Consider the following 22,466-nt stretch of genomic DNA (forward strand, 5'->3'; position numbering starts at 1 on the left):
CACATCAACCTTCCCATGGAAATTGGCCTTTATTGACAAAATTATAGATAACTGCGAGCGTATCCGGGTCGGCAAACATAGTTTGATTCGCAGTTATTGCCAGCTCCCTGCCTTCCCGGATTAAGGGCTGCAGCTCAATCATATAGCGTTTGTACTTCGCAATCCCTGCCTTCGGCAGACGCTTCAATCGAAGCAGATGTCGGCGCAGCAGCGACTCGCTTTCCGGCTCCCAGGCATCGATCAACCCCCAGCGGAGTGCGGTTTCCGCATCGAAGGTCTGCGTCATCAGCGTCATATAATGCGCGCGCTGCATACCCGTTTTTTGAATAAGAAACGGCATCACACAAGCGGGATACAGGCCGAACAGCAGCTCGGACAGGCTGAATTGGGCCGTCCCGTCCGCCAGAACGATATCGCTTGCGGCGATAAAGCCAAGCCCCCCGGCATTTGCCTTACCCTTGACGTGAGAAAGAACGATGTACGGTCCGGTCCGCATTCTCATCCATAACGCATACAGAGGTTCAGGATTGCTTCGTATGGATCGGCCTTCTGCCATATGGGCGTGAATCTCCTGGAAATCTGCGCCCGTGCAGAATACATGAGGCAGACCTTCCAGCACGACAACCGTCACTTCTTCCTCGCATTGGTCCAGCACGCAGCCCAGTTCCTCTACAAGCTGGTCATTGATCGTATTGTCCGCTTCGGGCCGGTGCAGTCTGATAAAGCATACGGTTCCCTGATATCGAACATGCAGCGTCTTAAACTCCATTACTGCCACCTGTAAATCCGATGGAAGTCCCGGATCTCTTCCAGATAGAGCCGCTGCTCGCCCCGCACAGATGCTGGAATCCCTTGCAAGTCGAGCTTCGCGTTACGAGTTCCAAACCGGATGCCTTGACCGCTTCTCAGCATCGCTTCATATTCGTCAAAGCCGAGCAGACGGCGCTCCTGCAGATGTTCGCTCAGCTTGAATTTACGCAGTGCCGCCTGGCTTTGGCTTGTGGCGACACCGCTGTAAAATTCCGAGCAGCAGCCAGAGCCGTACGAATAACAACCGATCCGCTTGGGCGTATCAAATGTCCCATGCTCGATTAGGCCTGCCAGTGACAGGAAAACGGTGCCGCCCATGATATTACCGACACGCTGGCAATATCGAATGCCCGGGAGCACACGCTGATTAAAGTCCGCTTCGATCTCCGGCGCTTTGGCCTTCGCGATTCTTCGCATCATCGTGCGATGTGCGCCCTTCACCATACCGCCGAAGGGAGTATGAAACGCTAAATATTGAAACGTATCCTTATAGTCGGCTTCAGGCACCCGCGCTTTGTAGGCCATAAAGGTTTGTTCGCAGCAATCCAAATACGTGGACAGCGACAAATCGGAATTGCCTGCTTCGCTGTCCGGCATCGGGCGGCACGTATCCATCACTTCATAACCGTAATAACCGCTCGCGCCCGTATCGATTTGGAAGACATACGGCGTATCGCTGACCAGAAGGGCAACAGCTCCGGCTCCCGCGCTTAGCTCTGCATAGGACCAGTCTTCGGTCAGCGAGCTCCCGCCCTCAGCCACGAAAAAACGGGATATGTCCGTGGCGATCACCAGCGCCTTGGCCCCCGGGGATGTGCCGGAGAGAATAAATTGGACCGCGGCATGCAGGCCTGCTGTTCCCGAATAGCAGGCCTGCTTGATTTCGTACATCCGGCAGCGGCGGTTTAAGCCGAGATAATGATGGATATACGTGCTCATCGATTTGCCGAAATCGATACCGGATTCCGTGCAGGTAATCACGAGTTCGATCCGGTTCCGCTCTTCTTCAGAAAGCGAATCCACGATCGGCTTCGCGGCATTGACACCAAACGTAATAGGGTCCTCGTAAGGCAAGGCAACCGTTTTCTCGAGCATCATCAGATTCTCAAACCTGGCAGTATCCAATTGACGCCTTGCTGCAAGTTCCGGGACATCCAGAAAAGCAGTGCCGCCAAAAACATTCATCGCTTCTATTCCAACTTGAATCAAGCCCATTCTCCTTTTCCGTTTGTTTTAAATCTTTTGCAGAGTGACTGCTGTATTCATGCCGCCAAAGCCCATGCTGAGGCATAACGCATGAGAAATGGAGTACGGGACGAATTGTTCCTTCACCCAATTGAATGACTCGTCAACCGGAAGCTCCAGATTACGCGTCGGATGAAGGCGGGAGTTGCGCATCTGAAGCAATACCGCAATAATTTCCACGGCTCCTGCTGCACTGAGACCATGGCCTGTTATGGATTTGGTCGCATTGATGTAGGCATGCGACAATCCGCTGTCTTTAAGCGCGCGCAGCTCCGTATCATCACCGACCGGAGAGCCCGTTCCATGCGGATTGACGTAGTCAATGTCGGCGGCTGTAATGCCGGCCCGGCGAAGAGCTTCCCGGATCACACGCATTTCTCCCTCGTAGGACGGATTCGGATTTCGGTTGCCGTCCATCGCGATCGCTGTAGCGGTAATGGCCGCATAAGGAAGAACCCCTCTCTTACCGGCACCAGACGCGCGTTCAATGACGACGGCAGCGCAGTTTTCCCCGTAGATAAAGCCGTCCCGACCGCGGTCGAATGGCCGGCAGGCCAGATCCGGTCTGTCGGCATATTGATCGGAGCCCATTGCGCCCAGGCTGCGAAAGGCCGCAAGCTCCATATAGGAAAGGTCGGCCAATGCCCCGACTGCGATGCAAACATCGACTTCCCCGGAGCTAACAGCTTGAACGGCTTGAGCGATAACAGCCTGACCGCTTGCAGATGCGCCTCCCAATGTAAACGCAAATCCGCGAATCCCAAACTGCTCCGTGCAAAGTCCGCATAAATCACTGTCCATGTACGTCATCGCATAAGTGGGCCTCAGAAACGAAGGACGTTCCGAATACGAGGCATAGACTTGGAGAGCCTCCCGCTGCTGTAAGTTGGAACCGCCGATAATGAGGCCGATCCGCTCTGGCTCAACCTGATCAAGAACTGCATCCTCCCAAGCCTCATGCATCGTTGCCATCGCAGCCTGCCCGGAGAAGGAAGCCGTTCGCAGCAGCCGTTTAGAAAGACGTTCCGGCATAACCAGCGATTCAATCTCTGCCCCCAGGAAAGAAGAGCTTCCTTTTTGGCGACCTGGACGGTTCAACACAGAAAAGGCGTGCCGGCCGTCAAGGAGGGCTGCCGCGAAGGCCGCCTGTCCTTGACCAATGGCCGATGTGATGCCGATGCCTGAGATGACGATATCGTCCGGCCTACAGCTTGCCCAAGAACCCATCTGCCAGTTCCCCTATGCTTGACATTCCAACAAACTGCGATCTTTGATTCTGCAAAAGCGACAAATCCTCCATCACCATCGAAATTAGATCCGCGCGGTCGATAGAGTTCAATCCGAGATCCGAAAGCCGGTCCTCCGGCCTCAGTTCCCGTCCCTCTAATTCGGGGACGATCTCATACAAATTTTTTATGATAACGGCTGTTATTTCTTGTCTGTTCAATTCCGTTCCTCCTCAAGGATAAGACGACTGACGTAATCGTTAGCCTCATGAATGTCCAGCCTACCGCTTTCCACTTGCTGTAAAATGTCATCCAGCAGAAGTGGAGAACGTACGGCCTCCTGTTCCGGAGAAGCACCTTGACCCCGGCTCAGCTCGGAACTCAGATACGCCGCGAACTGTCTGATCGTCGAATAGTCATATATTTTCGTTGCCGTGATGCTCGTGCCATATTGCTTATTAACCGCCTTGATCCATTCGACACCGACAATCGAATCAACCCCGATGTCCACGAATTTGATTTCAGGATCTATCTCGTCAGGCTGCATAAACATGGCCTCGGCCATGCTCTGGACCAATTGTTCTTCCAGTGCCTCCAAGGAAACGCCGCTGTTTGGAGGGGGCGTCCTTTCTTCGGCAGGGTCCACATGTTCGGCTGCCGTAAGTGCCGCCGTTTGTTTCGGCAACCGGCTTACGTGATCGTAATCGTGTTCTGCTTCTGCTTCCGCTTCGTTCCCAACCGAAGCTGGCTTCTCAGCGATTACGCCGTGCAAATAGGCGGCAAATTCGCTTAAAGTTGAATAATCGTATATTTTGGTCGCCGTAATAGATACGTCATACTTCTTATTTACTGCTTTGATCCATTCCACGCCGATAATCGAGTCCACGCCGATTTCGACAAACTTTCTCTCTGGGTCCAATTCGGCACGTTCCATAAACATCGTATCGGCCAAGCTCTCGGCCAGTTGCTCTGTCAACACGTCGAGCGATATACGCTGCTTCGATACAACGTCGATCTTCTTCAATTTAATCGGCGAGAGCCGCAGCGAGTGTCCGCTTCCGTGATCGATTTGATCGGGAATGTTCGATAGCGGCCTTAACGTAATTGTTTCCACCGCTTCCCGGTCCATCGTTCCAGCCTCGTGAATATGAACGTTTGGAGCTGGAGTAGGTTCGCTTCCATTTGTTCTTGCGGATTGATGTCCATTGCCGCTAATGTTATACCAGCATTTTTCTTCAGCGAACGGATAGGAGGGCAGGCTAATGCGTCTCGGTGTCGTTTTGCCGTAGACAAGCCGCCAATCAAAATCAATGCCACATACCCATACAGACAGAAGCGGCTCAAACTTCCCAGAAGCAAACCATCCCAGCCAGGTCGACTCATCCGGCGCTCCGGCCTGCAGCTCGGAAAGTGCCGCGCCTGACTTCGCCCTGCCGAGGTGCAGTTTCTCCATTCGGCCGTTCTCGACAATCGCCTGCAACCCGCGTTTCAGCTCCAGAACCGAAGAAACGGCCATAGCCGCTCGTTCTTCCATCGCCTCACGTCCCACCTGAAGGGTATACGCCGCATCAGACAAGTTATCATCCGTAATCTGCCGCATCGCTATTGCATCCAGATAGCGAGAAGCCAATCGTTTTAATCCCTCTTTGTTCGGCGCGGACAAAACAATCGGAACGGTCCTGCCGGCCTGATCGATAGAATGTACCGCTGCGGGCGGATTATATTCTTCCACGATTAAGTGAGCATTGGACCCTCCCGCGCCGAACGAAGAAATGCCCGCTATTCGCGGCATTTCCTGCTTTTCTCCGCCTGCTTCGACGACGGGCCGCTTCCATTCCTCCAGCTTCTGTTGCACCCTAAACGGTGTATCCGGGAAGACGATATTCGGGTTCAGCTTCTCGGAATGAAGCGATGGCGCCAGTTCCCCGTATTTCAACTGCATCAGAACCTTCGTTAAGCCCGCAATTCCCGCTGCGCTCTCGCAGTGACCGATGTTAGATTTTACGGAACCGATCGCACAAACGGATGTCGGAAGGGCACTCGTTTTCCATGAATCACTTAAACCTTTTATTTCGATGGGATCGCCAAGCGCCGTACCGGTCCCATGCGCTTCGATATAGCTAATCGCGCCCGGATCAATGCCCGACTTCCGGATCGCCCGCTCGATCACACTTGCCTGTGCTTTCGGATTGGGAACCGAGTAGCCGTTCGTCTTACCGCCATGGTTAACGGCTGATCCTTTAATGACGCCGTAGATGCGGTCTTTGTCGGCAATGGCCCGTGACAACGGCTTTAACAGAACGGCGCCGACGCCTTCGCCCGGCACGTAACCGTCGCCTCCCTCACCGAAGCTCTCGCACCGACCTTTGCTCGACGCGAATTTTCCCTGCGCAAGCGCCAAGTACTTATTCGGATGAATAGAAAGGTTTACACCCCCTGCTATAGCTGCATCGCATTCTCCTTCCCGCAGACTTTGGCAGGCCAAATGTATCGCGGTAAGTGAAGATGAGCACATCGTATCGATAGCCAGGCTCGGTCCATGTAAATTGTAAAAATACGATACGCGGTTCGCAATCGACGAAGCGCTGCCAGACAGCGCCACCGGCCGGCCCCGAACCGTTTCTTCCGCACCATAAAGCTGATATTCCTCGTACATGACACCGACGTAAACGCCTACATTACCGCCAAGACCGGACGAATCGAGCTGCTGCAAGTCATGTCTCGTGTATCCGGCATCCTGCAGCAGCTCGTACGTGCACTGTAGAAACAATCGCTCCTGAGGATCCATAAACGCCGCTTCTTTGCGCGAAATGTGAAAGAACAACGGATCGAAACGATCTACCCCTTCCAGGAAGCCTCCCCATTTGGAATAGGTTTTCCCCTGTTTATCAGGCTCTGCATCAAAGATCGCTTCATGATTCCAACGGTCTGCCGGGATTTCGGTGATGCTGTCGACACCGTTCCGGATATTGTGCCAAAACGCCTCCACGTCTCTTGCTCCCGGATAGCGTCCGGCCACCCCGATAATCGCGATATCCTCCGGCCGCCATTCGGTTGTAGCTCCTACCGTTTCAACATCGTTAGTACCGGCTGGCGGTTCTGCTTTCTCTACTGCATGGCTGTCATGACGCGAAAGTCCGGTGCGTTCAGGGATAGACGCTGCCGCTCCGAACGAAGAACCGTCCTCCAAGCCCAAGACAGCAGGCAGACGGCCTAAGTGAGCACGCATCAAATAACCTGCCAGCTCCCTGATCGTCATATATTCAAAGAACAGCGATTTGGACAACGTTCCGAATGATTGTTCCAGACTCGCTGTCAGTTGCATGATAGTCACTGAATCGACACCATATTTCTCGAACGGCGTATCCTCATGCATCCGCTGAACGGGCAGCTTAATTACCGCCGATACAAGCGATTTTAAGTACGCTATGGTCTTCTTCTCCAGCTCATCCTGCGGAAAGGCTGGAATGCCGTCAGCCTTTACAGGGTGCTGCACGACAGCTGTCGGCCGAGCTTGAGCCTGCGGCGGAGACTGGCTCTCGGCCGTCAAGGCAGCCCGCATGCGGGAAGGATCTCCCGCTATCGTCAGGACATGATCCGCTGCAGATGCTGCGGCGGCATATAAAGCGTGCAACCCGCCGGCGGTTTCGAGCACAGACATCCCGGTCAGCCTGTTCATCATGGAGAGCGTTTCCTCATCGATCTGCATGCCGCCCTTTTCCCAGAGTGGCCAGCCGATCGAGCAGGCTTTGCCCTTGCGAAGTCCTGAAGCCATAAGATCGTTCCGATGCGCTGCGAACGCGTCCATAAACCCATTGGCGGCTGCATAGTCGGCTTGACCGAAATTGCCCAGCGTTCCGGCAAGAGAAGAATAAAGCAGCATAAAGTCGAGCTCCATATGCCTCGTTGAACGATCCAGATGAATAAGACCGGCCACTTTAGCGGCGAATACCCGATCGATGTCCATTTCCGTTTTTTTCAAGATGAGGCTGTCCGCTCGAGTGCCTGCGCAATGAATGATGCCGGACAAACCACCATAACGGGCTTCTATCCGTTCGATTAGTTCTTGGACGGCGGAAGCGTCACTGATGTCCAAGCTGTAGTACTCTGCATGGGCTCCCACCGCTTTTAACTCGTCAAGATGCTTCTGTATCCGTTCATCATGAGCGGAGCGCCCCGTTAGGATCAGGTTCGCACCCCTAGTTCGCGCTGCGGCATCTCGCGCAGCGATCATCCCAAGCTTGCCGTAGCCGCCTGTGATCAGATACGTTCCGTTATCTTTCCAAGGTACTGGAACCCCGTTTTTGAGCCCCATTTCCACAAGCTTTTGAACATAACGATTGCCAGCTTCATAACGAATGACGGCGTCCTCGGGTTCAGACCCATTCTCGTCGATAATCCCGGCAATGGCAGGGCCCTCTGAGTCCTTACCCAGTAAAATCGTCTGCCCGACGACACCGGGATGTTCAAGAGCAGCGGTCTTCAGCATTCCGCTTAGTCCAACCATGACACGCTGATTGTCGTTATACGGGAGCACCAATTGAATCAGCGTCCTGCCTTCCGTACCATGAAGTGAGGATTGAAGCTGTTTCAACATCCGTTTGGCATAAAACGTATAACGTGACGCCAACGTCATATTTTCCAGGCCGTCGCCCAATAGATGAACCTCTGCCCCGCCCCTCTGTTGCATGAGTTGATCCGCAAAAGAGCTGTCCGATCCGCCCAACAAGACGATACGTCTGGTATAAGTCACCGTGTTCTTCCCCGTATGGCAAGGCTTCAATTCCCATAACGGCTGGAACAAAAGCGTTTCCTTAGGGGTCGCAACAGGTTGATCACGAACCTCTTCACGGTCAATCCTTCTGGACGTCAATCCTCTCATCCGTACACAAACGATTCCGCTGCTGTCGATAAGCTCGATATCCAGCTTGCGGATCGGGCTCTCCGGTAGAAGACCGCTGCTGAACCGGATCCATGCCCACATCTCTCCTGAACATGGGCCAAGGATGTCCAATTCCTCCAGCGCAAAAGGAACGATTGGGCTCACAGACTGCGGCTGCCCCTCCATTGCTTCCAGAACTTGACCGGGAAACAAGCCGATCGTTGCCTGGAAGACGGAATCAATCAAACTCGGATGTAGCACATAATCATGCGACGTGCCGGTTGCTTCCGCCGGAACAAACACGTTCGCCAATGCCTGAGCGTTGCCGGTATAGATACTTCTGATCCCTCTGTTGCCAGGACCATACAAAAGTCCGGCTGATTCGAAAGCCCGATAGCATTGCTCGCCTGACAGCTTCGGCCCGCTGCATTGTGCTCTTATCACATCGATATCCATAATCGGGCTCTCTTCGGGCTCCTGAAGCGATACCGTTGCCGTACAATACAAGGCCTCATTCTCGTCTTCGCCCTGATCGGAAAAGACCTCGCATGCCAATTCTTCGTCTTCCTTACGGAGCCGAATATGCACCTCGGAGGATGCGTCGGTCATGACAAGCGGTTTTCTCCATACGATCTGATGAAGACGAGTGCCTTTCGAACTTAACAGCTTGCCGGCTGCAGCCTCAGCGGCTGCGCGAATCATTTCGAGGTAAGCGGCGCCCGGCATGACCTTATTCCCATCAACAACATGATCGCTCAGGAAATGCTCCTTACCGGTAAACAGCGAACTGAAACGCAGTTGCGACACATCCGATGTATTCCGGTGCAGCAGCGGATGAAGAGGCTTCCCGCCCCCTCCTTCCCGAGCAGATATGCTGTCGATCTCCGGTATCCAGTACCTCTCCTCCGCAAACGGATACGTTGGCAGGCTCATCCGGCGCGGAACCGAATCTTCGTAAAGCAAACGCCAATCGATGTTCAGCCCTTTCACCCACAGACCGAGGATCTTCCCGAATTTCCCTTTTCTCATCCATGCCTTGAACGTCTCCGATAAATCCTCGTCTGTCCGCCACATTTGCATCAGTTCATTGGTCTGGATGTGACCGCGGAACACGTTGTCCCTTTCTTCGCGATCCGCTAAATAAGCAAGCAGCTTATTCTCCAGCTCTTCGATCGAACCGACGAGCATCGCCAGCCGTTCCTCCATCGCTTCCCGGCCCACTTGGAGCGTGTAGGCCAGATTCCCCAGGTTTATGTGATCACAGCCTTGATCGCGTATGAAGGACAAGAGACGCTGCGCAACGAGCTGAAGACGCTCTTCGTCGCGCGCTGAAAGTACAATGATAGCCGGATCGTGCCTATGGTGAGTCTGCTTTTCACCTGTCACATGTTCTTCTGAAATATATTCTTCGATGACCAGATGCCCGTTGGAACCTCCCGCGCCAAAGGAAGAAAGTCCGGCGATTCTCGGAAGTTTCCTTGTGGTCCCGTCTATGGTCAGAACAGGTCGGTTCCAGTCCTCCAGCGTACGCTGTACCACAAAAGGAGATTGCTCGAAATCGATGTTCGGATTGAGCTCCTCCGCATGCAGAGAAGGCGCCAGTTGACCGTATTTCATCTGAAGCAATACCTTCGTCAAACCGGCAATGCCTGCTGCGCTTTCACAATGGCCGATGTTCGATTTGGCCGAGCCGATCGCACAAAAGCGAACGTCTGCCGTATAGGCGCGGAAGGATTGACTCAAGCCTGCGATTTCAATCGGATCGCCAAGCGAGGTGCCCGTACCGTGCGCTTCGATATAGCTAATGGTTCGCGGATCAATACCAGCATCCTTGATTGCCTCGCCAATGACATCGGCCTGCGCAACCGGACTGGGTACCGAATAGCCGTTTGTTTTGCCGCCGTGGTTGATGGCCGTTCCCTTGATAATGCCATAAATGTGATCGCCGTCCGCAATTGCATCTTCGAGCGGTTTCAGCAAAACTGCACCTACCCCTTCGCCGGGTACGTAACCGTCACCATCTTTCCCGAAGCTTTCGCAGCGGCCTTTGCTGGAAGCAAATTTGCCTTGGGAAAGGAAAATGTATTTATTCGGGTGGACGGATACGTTGACGCCTCCGGCCACGGCAACACGGCTTTCCCCTTGCCGCAAGCTTTGGCAAGCCAGATGAATGGCTGTCAACGACGAGGAACACATCGTGTCCACCGCCATGCTTGGTCCCTTGAAATCGCAGAAGTAAGAGACCCGGTTTGCGACAGACGAGGGATTACCTGATAGTGCGATTGGCTTCCCTCGGGCAGTCAACTCCGCGCCATATAGCTGGTATTCCTCGTTCATGACGCCAACGAATACGCCAACCCGCTTCGTCTTCCCTTGCCCCTCGGCAACGAGCGTTTCCCGTGTATATCCGGCGTCTTCGATCGCTTCATAGACGCATTGCAGAAACAATCTTTCCTGCGGGTCCATGATCTCAGCTTCACGCGGCGATATATGAAAGAACAACGGATCGAAGCGGTCGACGCCCTCCACAAATCCGCCCCACTTCGTATACACTTTGCCCGGCTTGCTCTTATCCGGGTCATAGTAGACGCTGTGATCCCAGCGGTCGAGCGGAATTTCGCTGATGCAGTCCTGACCGTCACGAAGCTTCTCCCAAAATTGTTCAATATTTTTAGCCCCCGGATAACGGCCGGCTATGCCGATGATCGCAATGTCGTGTACACGACTTCCGTCCCGTGCTTCTGTCGGCCGCTTGGGCTTAGACATCGGGCGTGCAGATTTGCGGCCTGCTTCCTTTGGCTTCGGTAATACGGTAATAGGACTCATAGAATCTTCCGCCGCCATTTTAGCGCCAACTAACTCGGCCAAACGGAACCGATGATGTTCGATGAAAAAAGCCGCCAGCCGACCGATGTTCGGGTATTCGAAAAACAATGTTTTCGACAGGGAGCCGAAGGCCGCTTCCAGCCGGCTGGTGATTTGCATCACCATGACGGAATCGAGGCCGTACGTTTCCATCGGAGCGTCCGGGTCCATCCGGCTGGCGGGCGTGCCGGCCACAGAGGATATCAAATTCGTCAAGTACGCGACCGCTTTCTCCTGAAGCGCATCGCTTTGATCCCAAGCAGACGGCTCTTTCATGCCGCTCTCGAAAGCCTGTGCCTTCCCTTCATTCTGTGCCATCCGCATAAAGGCGCGTAACGTTTCTTTCTCACCGTCGATAACGGTGATTTGCGATTTTCCAGCAGCCAAAGCCATGTAAAACGCTTGAATGCCCGTGCTGCTTGCCATTGCCCGCATGCCGCTCTTCTGCTTCAACAGCTTCGCCGTCTCGGCATGAACCTGCATGCCGCCTTCTTGCCACAGCGGCCAACAAATCGCCAATGTACGGCCATGCCGTTGTCCGGCTCCCGCTAACTCGTTACGGTAGGCAGCAAAACGATTCAGAAAAGCGTTGGCGGCCGCATAATCAGCCTGAGCGGGATTACCTATTACACCTGCTAAAGCCGAGAAAAGCAGGAAGAAATCCAACGGAATATGGCGAGTCGCTTCATCCAGATGGACCGTTCCGGATACTTTTGGTCGAAGGACCTGCTGAAGTTCATCCGCGGACTTCTTCTTCAAATACGCATCTTGAATAACACCGGCGCCGTGCACGATCCCATTCAATGTACCGTATTTGCGGCAAATCTCTTGGACCAGCGTTTCTACCGCCTCCAGGCTACCGACATCCGTTTGCCTGTATTCCACCGTCAGCCCTCGATTGGTTAATTGCTCTATCCGTTCACGCTTGTTTTGGTCCAGTGCTGATCGTCCCGCAAGGATCAAGGCAGCGCCGCGGGTCCTTCGCGCAATTTCTTCCGCAAACAGCACGCCAAGCCCTCCTGTTCCCCCGGTTATGAGGTAAACGCCGCCATCCTTCCAAGGAACAACTTCAGACGGCTCGGGAACTGTACACATCTCGCGCCAGCGCAGAATGGTATGCTGCTCCCTATTCAGTCGGATGTGCTGCAATTCTGGTTGCTTTGCGTACGCCGCTAGTAATTGGGCGAGGTGGTGCTCACTCGACTGAGCTTCAAGCTCGATTAGCTGGCCGGCTATTCTCGGCTCTTCCATGGCCGCTGTTTTTAGCATTCCTGACAACCCCGCAGCCAATTGCTGTTGATCGGTATGGCCGATAAGCAACTGTATAATTGTGGAGCGCTTATCCTGCAGCACTTCCTGTACGATACCCAGCAACTGTTCTGCATAAGCATGGTAACGCAGGTCGATCTTATCCTGATGTTCGGTCTGCAGGGCGATGCACCGGACGTCATCCTCCTGTCCTTCGATTTCCTTCAGAGCGAAGGCACAGTCTTCAGCAGCGACGACAATTCGGCGCTCATATCGGTGCACAGCTTCGTTTGAACCTATAGATGTCTCCGCCGTTTCCCATATCGGCTCGAACAATAACACCCCCTCGTCGGAGTGTGCGCTTGCTTGTACCGGGCGGGCAGCATACCCTTTGATCCGTACGCATAAACGGCCCTGAGCGTCAACCAAATCGATATCAATCTTCTTAATGCCGCCATGCCTACCCGAGTCGTGGCTGAATCGCAAATACGCCCACATCTCGGCATCCATGGCATGTACGATATCGACCGTTTCAATAGCGAAAGGCAAAAGCGGGCTTAAACGAAGACTACCATCCAATGAGCTTACGTTATTTTCTCCGACTACAAGACCGGCCATCGATTGGAGTGCGGCATCCAGCAGACCGGGATGCATCGTAAAAGGCTCCACGCTTCCTCGATCAGCAGGCATCGACAGCTTCGCCAGCGCAGCCTGTTCTCCAATATGAAGCTGCTCGATGCCCTTGTGGGTGATGCCGTATTGAAAGCCGATCTGTGCAAACGCCTCGTAGCATGCTTCCGCCGAAACTGTATGGCGGCATGCCGCTTGCGCCTCCCGCACATTCAGCCGCTCCTCCGGTGCAGCGGCCGTCCACCTTCCCGAACCTTGAAAATGAACAACCGCTTCTTCCCTGTCTTTATCCCCCGACAAGCTGTATACCTCAAACGTAATTTCCTCATTCTCTCCGGAAGCGAGCGCGATGTGAAGAACAACCGGTTCATCCCGCGCAATGAGGGGTTGTACCCATCCAACATGCTTCAGTTGCAGGATTCGTCCGTCGTCAGCAGCCGATTCAGTAGCAAGCCGGACGGCTGCATGAGCCATTTCCAAGTAAGCGGAGCCGGGAAAAATCTGCTGGCCGTTTAGCACATGGTCCGTGAAGAAGGGCTCATCGCCCGTGAATACGGAGCTGTACCGCTGCTCCGTAAGCGTCGACGTATTGCGGTGCACCAGCGGATGAAGAACTTCCGATTGCTGACGTTCATCCCGCTTCACCGACTCACTTACTCCGCTAAGCGGTACCCAAAATCTCTCCCGTGCAAAGGGATACACCGGCAATGAAATCCGTCTGTATTGACTGGCTGTAAACAGCTTGTCATATGCCAGTTCATAGCCTTGCTGATACAAGCGGGCAATCCTTTCTAACATCTCCGGCTTATCGAACTCCGAATTACGCCATTCCATGATGCACGCCAGACCCTCGTTCTTCTTGATCGCATCCTCCTGCCGTTCCCAATCATGCACGACCGACGCGAAGAGGCCCGGCGCGCTCCCCTCAAGAAGCCAGCGGTTCAGCACAGCGACAAGGGCAGTCACATCCTCAATGATACAGACCAGCCGATGCGGCAAATGCTTACGTCCGATCAGTAGCGTATAGCTCATATCCCCGATATCCGCTTCGGGATGCTTGCCGCAGTAGGCGATAAGCTGCTCCGCCTGCTGACGCAACTGCACGTCGGACTGCGCCGACAGCACCAGCAGATGACTGCGCGTTGGCGTTGGCCTTGGCTGACGATCAATCGTCGGCGCTTCCTGAAGGACCATGTGTACATTCGTCCCGCTGAAGCCAAATGAACTGATCGCCGCGAACCGGCTTTCACCCGGCTCAGCAGGCCATTCCTTGAGGCGAGTGTTGACGTAGAAGGGGCTTCCTTCCATTCGGATATTCGCATTGCCCTTCTGATAATGAAGGGATGGCGGAAGCTTTTTATATTTCAATGACAACATCAGCTTGATCAACCCCGCGATGCCCGCTGCAGCGATCGTATGGCCGATCGTTGTCTTGATAGAGCCGATCGCACAGTATTCTGTTTTGGCTGTGAAATGTCTAAATGCGCGCGTCAACGCCTCATGCTCGATGGGGTCGCCAAGCTTAGTACCAGTGCCGTGTGCTTCTACCAGTTGAATGCGCCCGGGATCGATGCCGAATTGGTCATACACTTCGCGTTCGAGCTCTTCCTGTGCAGTACCGCTCGGTGCCGTAATCCCGTTGGTCGTGCCGTCCTGGTTCATGCCCGATCCGGCAATGACACCGTAGATATGGTCGCCGGCGGTAATCGCATCGCTTAACCGTTTGAGAACAACCGCACCGACGCCCTCGCCCGGCACAAAACCGTCCGCCCGTTCATCAAACGTATAACAGCGCCCGGAAGCAGACAGCATGCCTGCCCGCTGTGCACTGTCGTGGAAAGCCGGGGTAGACTGAATGAACACACCACCGGCCAAGCCCATATCTGTCTCCCGCGCCCACAGTCCCTGACATGCAAGATGAACAGATACAAGTGAGCTGGAGCAGGCGGTATCGACTGCTATCGCCGGGCCTTTCAGGTTCAAATAATACGAAATTCGAGCAGCTACGATAGAACCGGCATTACCCCACATCGCCTGCGCCGGGGGATTGTCGCCGATCAGATGCATATAATCGCCGATATTGTACCCGACATAAACGCCGCACCGACGGCCTTCCATTGCCGATCCGGCATAGCCGGCGTCCTCAAGCGCTTTCCAGGACTCCTCCAGAAACAACCGCTGCTGAGGGTCCATGTAAACCGCTTCCGTTCCCGAAATATGAAAAAAGTACGGGTCGAACTGGTCATAATCGTCAAGTAAGCTGCCATAGCGAACGATATTGGAGTCCGACTGTTTCCATCGCGTGATTTCCCCGACCAAATCTGTTCCACTGGCCAAATGCTCCCATAATTCTTCAATGTTACGGGATTTGGCAAACCTTCCGCTCATGCCGATGATGGCAATCGGCTCCTTATGAATCGGGCCTCGTGCTCGTCCATCCGCTTTCTGGAACGCAGGGGGCGATTCGACTTCGTTCGTTCCACAGTCTGCCTCCCGTAAGCTTTCGCCTGCAGAGTTCGGCCTGGCATTCGCCGGCGGCGCTATGCGGTCCGCAGCTCCGAAGACCCTGGAAACGGCTTCGCCATGCTCAGCCAGCAAATAGCCTGTAAACTGATTAATCGAGCTGTATGTAAACAGATCGGTCGTCGGCAGCTCCAGTCCAAGCTCCTCATTAACCAATTGGATTAAGTGAACGCCCGTAATGGAATCCAGCCCATAATCGGCAAAAGCATGATTCGGAGCGATCTGATCGCTGTCAACCTTAAGCGCTGTCGAGATGTGCTTTCTAAGCATGAGCTTGACAGCTTGCACGTATCTGTCATTGTCCTGAGGAGTCCAATCCGCTTTCGGTTCCACTTTTCCGATATCATCTGCCGTTGTGGAGACAATCATCGCCGCAGCGGTATCCATATTCGAACTGGTTCGTTTTGCTGACGTTGTGCCGGATTGTCGGACAACACCATCGCTCTGGCAAGCGATAATCTGCTGTCCCAAGCTCCGGGCTTCCTGCGCCGGGAAATAAACCGACCGGAACCCCTCCTGCTCCAAAACTTTCGTCCAGGTCTCCGATGTTAAGGCGGGCGAACCCGGAATGCGCAGCCAGTCATCCTCATAGAGCCACCAGCCATCCAGAAGACCGAATGTCAGGTGAGCGAAGAGTGTGTTGTGACTCATCTCATTTAGCAGCAATAAACCATTTTTTTTCAGTGCAGATTTAACGGTGCGTAGCGTAAGCCGAATATTTTTTGTCGCATGCAGCACGTTTGACGCGATGACCATATCGAATGCGCCGGGCGAAATCCCCTGTTCCGCCAAGGGCTCTTCAACGTTCACGATCCGGCAGCTTAAATAGGGAACTGCCGGTCCGTATTGTTCCTGTGCATGGATAAGAAATGCTTTCGATAAGTCACTGTAAACGTACTCCGCGATCTGTTCCCGATAAGGCTCCAGCTTGCGGAAGACCATCTCGCTCGTACCGCCCGTTCCCGCTCCCAGCTCAAGAATGCGCATCCGTTGCCCTTGACCCAGACTTTTTACATATGCGGCCGCTGTATTGGCCAACACCTCGTTAAAATAATCCGATACCGGATTATGTTTATAGATGCCTTCGACAAGCTCCATCGAGCCGTTTGGAAACAGAACGTCAGTGGCGGCGGTCCGGCCGGTCAATATCGCGGGAAGCGCCCGAAGCGCCGTTTCCAACAGGTTGACTTGGGCATGTAAATTAGGATTGCGCAGCCATTCCTTCTTGGCGACCGCCCACTCTTCCCACACCTCGTTCAGATGAACAGGAGGAGCTGCTTTCGCAAGGTCCTGTCCTTGTGGCAGCCTGATATACCCCTGTTCGCTTAGCTGTGTCAGGCTCTCTTTCAGCCAGCTTCCGTAGCGCGAATGCACCTTGGCCTTCAGAGCGTCCAGGTCAAACGGATGCTGTGTAAACCGTCCGAGTTCCCACAGTTGCCCCCACAGCAATTTATAGGTTAACGTGTTTAATTGATCCAAGACGAACAGGCCCCTTTCTTATGGCGTGATTTCCGATCGTCCGACAAAACGGGACACAGCTTGTGCTATCTGGTTCAACGTCGTCCAATCTGTGAAAGCCTGCATTTCCACTTCCACCATGAAGCGTCTGTTAAGCTTGCTTAAAAGCTCGGCCAACTGGACCGTATCCAATCCGTATTCCGCAAACTCAGCGTTCGGGTCGATTTCCTCGGGATGGACATTCAGCAAACGGGACGCTTCCCCGATCAAATCATGCAAAATCGGTTCGGCTTGACCGGTCGGCCGAACTGGTTGGCCTCGTTCTATGTTCATACCGGTAATGAGATCAGGAAGTGCTGGCAGTTCCACCATTGACCTGTAATCGCCGTTGAAGCCCGGCGTGTCGAATATGACGTCTATTAGCCTCTCCGAAGCAAAGCCTGCTTCCAGGACACTCTTCGAGGCTTTAATAAATGCCATCTGCTCAATCGGACTTGCAAGCAGCGTCTCCAACGCCTCCATCGCATCGGAAGGCGTTATCGAACCGATGCCGTCAAGCTCCATCCTTGCCCGGTATTCGTCCGAAGCGACAATGCCCGCACTTCCCCAGTAGCCCCAATTCATTATCTTCACCGCACACGGCCAGTCACGGGCCAAACGGATCGCGAAGGCATCCTTAAACGTGCAGCCTGCTGCATAATTGCTTTGACCCGCCCTTCTGGCGAAGGACATCATGCCTGAGAAAAACAAAACAAAATCAAGCGGCTCTTTGCGGAATATTTGCGCGAGCCGTACACTGACGTCAATCTTGGCTCCAAGCCCTGCCCGGAAGTCGTCCTCCTGCATATTGGCGAGGCTTTGGTCGCGCAAGACGATTGCAGCATGAATGACACCATGAATGGCGCCGAAACGTGCTTTGATGACCTGATAAGCATGATCCAGCGATTGGGTATCCGCTGCGTCCGCCTCTATATAGATAGGCTTTGGCCCCGTAGTGGACACGGACACCCGTTCGATTGACGCGCTGATCGACTCATCCTGCCTGCGGCGTCCAAGCCAGACTATCTGGGCCTGATAGCGGCGGATCATGTACGCCGTCCAGACTTCACCTATACCTCCGGCCCCGCCAATAACGACATAGACGCCGCCTTTCCGGTAACCGTTGTGCTGCATGCCAGGGGCGAGATTCACGGGAGCCAGCCTTTGACACAGCCATTCCCGTCCCCTTAAGCACCACGTATTTCCTTCCGTATCGGGAGGAAGCGTCAACAGCGTTTCAATTGAAGTCTCCCAGCCGGGCTCCAAATCCAGTAAACGAATCTGCCAATTGGGATATTCTTTTGCAAGCGCACCTATCAGTCCATGCACACTTGCATGAACGGGATTTATTCTGTCTCCCGTGTATGCCCGCTGGGTTTGGAAGGTGAGGACATCGACACTCAGCCTTTTCCCGCCATATCCGGCGTGCAGTAGCGCCTTGATCAAGCGGAATAGTAAAAGGACACCAGCCTTTTGCTTGGCAAGGAGTGAATCGTCATGAAGCAAAAATTCCGAAGGCGGCGCAAGCCAAAATAAATGATCGATGATTCCGAATCGTGCCAACACCATAGCGATCTGCTCGATATCATCCTCTTCGCCCACGTTGACTGTAATGGCGTTCGGATAATGAACCAAGAGAGCATCCCGGCTTTCAGCCGTTCCTCCGATGATCACAACGCTTCGGCTGTTCGCTCCGGGGTACGCAGGCCCGGACCTGACAGGCACAGCCTCCCAAACAGGTGTAAGCAAAACATGTTCAAACGCTTCCGGATGATTCTTTGGTTCGCGGATAAAGCGCTGCTTCTCAGTTGCCAAGTCTGGACTAGCTTCAGCTTCCTTCCGCTTGCCGCTGCCCGGCAGCCAGTACGTTTTGCGTTCAAAAGGATAACCCGGCAAACTCACTCGCCTAGCTGGCTTGTTCTCATACATCCGGCTCCAGTCTACCTTCAGACCCTTCACCCATAATGCCCCAAGCCTGTCAACATTCCGGTGCTCGATCCACCGGTTTACAAGGCTTGCAAGATCGTCATCCGCTCCGATCGAGGCCAACTGATCCTTATCCGATTTCGCATGGCCGCGGTATATTGATCCGTCATCCGACGTTTTATTCAAAAAACTTCGTAAGCGAAGGGATAACTCTTCCATCGAAGCCGCGGTAAAAGCAAGCCTTTCATCCAACGCCTCGCGGCCGATCTGAAGCGTATAAGCGATTTCCGTCAATTCTGAATCCGCCAATAATCCGCTGTCCAAAGCCGAAAGCAGTCTCTCCGCCTGAATACGCAGCCGCTCCTTGTTGGCGGCCGACAGCAGAATAAGCACCTCTTCACTAGCGGATGTTTCTTTTCGGGCTTCACTCGCAGGCGGAATATACTCCTCGAGCACAATATGGGCATTGGCGCCGCCTGCACCAAAGGAAGAAATGCCCGCAATTCTCGGATACTCTTCCTCTTTGCCGTTCAGGCGAACGACGGGTCTATCCCAATCCGCCAGCTCCTGCTGGACCATAAAAGGCGTGTTTTTCATCGGAATATTCGGGTTTAGCGTACGCGCATGCAAGCTCGGTACGAGCTTCCGATGCTTCATTTGCAGCACGATTTTCGTTACGCCGGCCACACCAGCCGCCGCCTCTAGATGACCGATATTCGATTTGACCGAACCAATCGCGCAATATTGATTATCCTGCGTATCTTGGCGGAACGCTTGCGTCAGCCCGGTAATTTCGATCGGATCGCCCAGTTTGGTGCCCGTACCGTGCGCTTCGATATAGCTTACGGTTCTGCTGTGAATGCCGGCTTTGTCAAGCGCTTGCCGAATCAGCTGTCCCTGGGCATTCGGATTTGGAACGGTGTAGCCATTTGTTTTGCCACCATGATTCACGCTGGTGGCTCTGATCACGGCATGAATCCGGTCACCGTCAGCAATGGCTTGCGACAGCCGTTTCAGCAGCAAAACACCTACCCCTTCTCCCGGAACGAAGCCGCTACCGTCGCTGCTGAAGCTTCTGCATTTGCCGTCGGTGGACAGCATCCCATGAGCGCTAAGCTCGATGTAATTAGACGGATGAAGATATAAATTGACGCCGCCGGCGATAGCCAATTCGCATTCCCCGCGCAAAATATGCTCGCAAGCTTCATGAATAGCGGTTAACGAAGAGGAGCACATCGTATCGATCGGCATGCTCGGACCATTGAAGTTAAACAAGTAAGAAACCCGATTGGCCACGGAGCTAAAAGACGTAAAGGGAAGCATGCGCTCTCCCTGTTTTTTGAACTCAGGCCCGTATAGATTAAACCCTGTTTTCGTTATTCCGGCGAAAACGCCGACTCTGCCGCCGTACTGTGAAGCCAGATGCTCTCTCGTGCAGCCCGCATCCTCAAGCGCATGCCAGCAGCTTTCGAGAAAGATCCGTTCCTGAGGGTCCATGCAGGACGCCTCCAGCGGCGATATTTTAAAGAAGAGCGGATCAAAGCTTGTCGCATGCTCTAGAAATCCGCCCCACTTGCTATAGCATTTCCCCTCGGCCACCGCAATCTCCGGATTGGGCTCATAGAAGCCTTCCACCGGCCAACGACCCCCGGGAATTTCGGTTATGCAGTCCATGCCTTCGGCAAGATTTCGCCAGAACGCGTCCAAATCTTCTGCCTGCGGATATCTGCCGCTCATCCCGATAATCGCGATCGGTTCCTTCTCTGCCGGCTGACCGCTCTTGCCTGCAAAGCCGGCCGATCTGCTGACCGTTTGATCACTTTCACTGCTCGGGAACAAACGGGGCGTCACACCGGAGGACGAAGCTGTCGCCGCGTTAATTTTCTCCTGTGTATCTTTCTCGGCCAGTCCAATCCAATTGAGACATTGATGCGGATACGTTGCGGTCAAATAATCGGCTACGCCTCTTAATGTCCTGAATTCGTAAAACAGCGTTTTGGAAAGCTCACCGAAGTCATTCGCGAGATTGCGGTTCAACTCGGTAATCATAATCGAATCGATGCCATACGTTTCCAACGGTTCATCCGGATCAATGCTGTCCGGATTGAGCCTCGTATAGCCCGTGAACAATTGAATCAACCGTTTCAGCGTCCGCTTGTCCAAGTTTGGATCCAGCCTGACGCCTTCGACAAGATCGGCCGAAGAGCGGGTTCGGTCATTTTCTACAAAACGGGTTAGCTTAGCACCATCACCGTAGAGTACCATGGCCCGGCTCCCACCACTTGCAAGCGCAGCGTAGAATGCACGGATGCCGATCGTTCCCGGCATCGCCGCCATCCCGGTCTCACGTTCCAATGCTTCCTCGGCTCCGGGTTCGAGCTGCATCCCGTTCGATCTCCAGAGCGGCCAGTTGATTGCGATCATTCCTGACCTGTTGCGGTCCGTCTGTTGTCTCCATACGGTATAAGCATCCATAAAACCGTTCGCCGCCGCATAGTCTGCTTGGCCGGCATTGCCATATACACCCGCTACGGATGAGAAGACGGCAAACACGTCCAGCTTGATATCCTTGCTAGACTGGTCTAAGTGGACGAGTCCCTTCACCTTCGGACCAAGCACCTCGATAACCTGATCACGCGTTTTGTGGTACAAATATTCATCGCGGATGATGCCCGCCGCATGTAGAATCCCATTCAAGCCGCCATATTGATGCCGAATTGCATCGATTAATGCAGCAACTTGATGTTCTTCGCTTAGATCAACCTGCCTATATTCGACCTTGGCGCCAAGAGCCGCCATCCGTTCGATTCGGTCGGATGCTTCGTCATTCAGCGTTGCCGATCTTCCGATTAGTATAAGAACAGGCCGGCTCACTTGCCTTGCGATTTCCTCAGCAAATAACAGGCCGAGTGCGCCCGCTCCGCCTGTTATTAAATAGATGCCGCGGTCTTTCCATGGCATTCGCACCTGCTCCTGTAGGACCGTCTCCTTCTTCCACGCGGCACGATAGCTACGACCGTGCCGGGATCGGACAGCACTTGTGCTGCCGCCCCCCCAAGCACCTGCCTCGAGCGCACCGGCAATATCTCCCTTACCATTTTCCGACCATTCGAGACATTCTACCGTGAGCTTCGGATTTTCTGCACGTGCGGTTAACAGTAAGCTGTATAATCCGACAAGCCATGGCGACTCCTCTTTATTTGCAATGAAGAGCTGCACAAGCGTTTCCCGGCCGGTTTGATTATGCAGAAGGCGCTGGAGGTGGTCGACGATTTGGAGTGTGTAAGCCTCATACCGCTGCTCGATCGGCTGCTCTGAGAATTCAAGAACAAGCCATTCGGCATTGCCTGTCATGCATTTTAATTTATCAGCGCGGACCTCGATCGACTCGCCAAATATGATCAATCGGTCCTGATTGAGCCCAGGAGGGTCCGATGGAGACTTTGCAGTTTCCTCTTCGAACGGCCGAAAAAGCAGTACACCGTATTCATCATTTGCTGCGGATGGGGCGCTCTGCTTATACTTGTTCAACATTCGAAGGGCCTCCGGCTTGGACAGACGGCCCTCTTGGACTCCACTCAACACATCTTGCAAAAAATCTCTCATATTGACCT

General features: G+C 53.8%; 6 protein-coding genes. All 6 read right to left on the reverse strand.

What is annotated here, in order from left to right; genetic code table 11:
* Positions 1-4: 4 nt before the first annotated feature.
* From ASG16_RS07425 to ASG16_RS07450, 6 genes are read right to left on the reverse strand one after another with little or no spacing between them, the layout of a single operon-like run.
* Positions 5-769 (reverse strand): enoyl-CoA hydratase/isomerase, encoded by a 765-nt coding sequence (locus ASG16_RS07425; protein ID WP_056495217.1) that lies wholly within the window; start codon positions 767-769, stop codon positions 5-7.
* Positions 769-2,019 carry a hydroxymethylglutaryl-CoA synthase family protein gene (locus ASG16_RS07430; RefSeq protein ID WP_056495684.1) on the reverse strand — a complete coding sequence of 417 codons (1,251 nt, stop codon included), beginning with the start codon at positions 2,017-2,019 and terminating at the stop codon, positions 769-771. Before ASG16_RS07430 ends, ASG16_RS07425 begins: the two co-directional genes overlap by 1 nt.
* Positions 2,020-2,043: 24 nt before the next feature.
* The gene (locus tag ASG16_RS07435) at positions 2,044-3,282 is read right to left on the reverse strand and encodes a beta-ketoacyl synthase N-terminal-like domain-containing protein (protein WP_056495215.1); all 1,239 of its coding nucleotides are present in this window, start codon (positions 3,280-3,282) and stop codon (positions 2,044-2,046) included.
* Entirely contained in the window at positions 3,260-3,502 is a 243-nt protein-coding gene (locus ASG16_RS07440) for an acyl carrier protein (RefSeq protein WP_048034930.1), read from the reverse strand. The genes ASG16_RS07435 and ASG16_RS07440 overlap by 23 nt, the downstream gene beginning before the upstream one ends.
* Positions 3,499-16,908, reverse strand: a complete 13,410-nt coding sequence (locus tag ASG16_RS07445; protein WP_056495213.1) for an SDR family NAD(P)-dependent oxidoreductase — start codon at positions 16,906-16,908, stop codon at positions 3,499-3,501. Before ASG16_RS07445 ends, ASG16_RS07440 begins: the two co-directional genes overlap by 4 nt.
* Positions 16,909-16,926: 18 nt before the next feature.
* The gene (locus ASG16_RS07450; protein WP_056495210.1) at positions 16,927-22,458 is read right to left on the reverse strand and encodes an SDR family NAD(P)-dependent oxidoreductase; all 5,532 of its coding nucleotides are present in this window, start codon (positions 22,456-22,458) and stop codon (positions 16,927-16,929) included.
* Positions 22,459-22,466 lie beyond the last annotated feature (8 nt).

This window comes from Brevibacillus sp. Leaf182 (assembly GCF_001423865.2).
Taxonomy (GTDB): domain Bacteria; phylum Bacillota; class Bacilli; order Brevibacillales; family Brevibacillaceae; genus Brevibacillus; species Brevibacillus brevis_C.